Source organism: Helicobacter kayseriensis, assembly GCF_021300655.1.
Lineage (GTDB): Bacteria > Campylobacterota > Campylobacteria > Campylobacterales > Helicobacteraceae > Helicobacter_G > Helicobacter_G kayseriensis.
The window spans coordinates 1-1,376 of record NZ_JAJTNB010000033.1 but is presented as its reverse complement, the minus strand read 5'-3'; the positions used below and the strand labels follow the sequence as shown (position 1 = coordinate 1,376).

Sequence of the window (1,376 nt, the reverse complement as noted above, 5' to 3'; positions counted from 1 at the left end):
CCCTTTGTGATGGGAGGACCTTGCACACAAGTTGTTCTCATTCCTCCCTTGGCTTTATCACAAAAGAAGTTTAATGGTGAGGGAGTGCCTTTGCAAGAATATGCTTCTATGATTCAAACAGATAAGGGCACTCCTTTGGTATGCACTCCTAAGCCCAATCAATTTGAACTCTTTCAACCTGCTATTGTTCAAGGGGAAGGAGGAGATATTCAAGAGATTGCTTCTAGGGTTGTATTAGAAAAACCAAGATTGAGATTGCATCTAAAAGATAGCCCCTTTCAAAGAGACAATATTCCTCTTTATCATCTCTTTAATGATGGAAAAGAGATTGAGCAAGAAGAAGCTCTAAGAGCTATTGAACTCAAGCTCAAAGAAATCTCTCATCCTATTGGAGAGATACTCAAACAAGAATATGACAAACACTATGAAATCAAAGAAGCTAAAGCTAGGATTGGATTTTCTACTTTAAGGCTTGTTTTTATTATTCCTACAAAGATTCCTAAGATCTTTAAAAATGCACTAGAAGAATATAAAGACAAAGATTATGGGATAGGAAGCTTTAAGCTTCTCAATCACTATAGCTCAAATCTTGAGCAAGATGAGGGGATCATAGAGCATTTAAGAGTATTGATTGCTCCTGCGCAACTTCAAAAGATTGATTTAGAGTTTGCATTGGGATTAGATAGCAAGCTTTCTCATGTAGGCAATGTATGTGACTTTGAAGTCATTATGGGAGGGAGTGATGAGGAGAGAGAACAAAATGATAAAAATTCAGGAAGTTCTTCACAAGAACAGAATCAATCCAATCAAAAAACAGAAGCTCTAAGAAACAATGAGAAAGAAAATAAAAGCAAAAACACAATAATGAAACTCAGTTAAGATGGAATAGAGATGTTGAAAGCTTTGGAAGAACCCAAAAGATTCCCTTACGATGATCGCACGGGTGGAAAAATTTCTTCTTGGACAGAAGGAGCAACCATAGGTGTAGGACATTTGATTTTACAGAGTGAATGGGCATACTACAAAGATGGACTCAATGATAATGAAATAGAAGCTTTGCTTGCTAAAGATTTGGAGAAGTTTGAAAAAGCAGTGAATAAAAGGATCAAAGTCCCGCTCAAACAACATCAATTTGATGCACTGGTGATTTTAGCTTTTAATATCGGAGTGGGGGAAGGAGATGGGATAGATAGCTTCATGAACTCTTCAGTTGTTAAGCTTATCAATGGAGAGAGTGGTTCAAACTATGCCACATTAGAAGATGCTTGGTTAATATGGAAGTACTCTAGAGGCAAGGAAAACGCTGGATTACTTAATCGCAGAAAAAGCGAGCACAAGCTTTACGCACAAGGTATTTATACTAAAAGGAGTAAAAA

At 36.9% G+C, this 1,376-nt stretch carries 1 protein-coding gene and 1 pseudogene; both read left to right on the top strand.

The features are described from left to right. Positions 1-879 (top strand): annotated as a pseudogene (locus LW137_RS07085) (hypothetical protein); the annotation flags it as partial. A 12-nt stretch (positions 880-891) separates the two neighbouring features. Next, the coding region (locus LW137_RS07080; protein ID WP_233034957.1) for a lysozyme at positions 892-1,376 on the top strand (485 nt) is incomplete at its 3' end.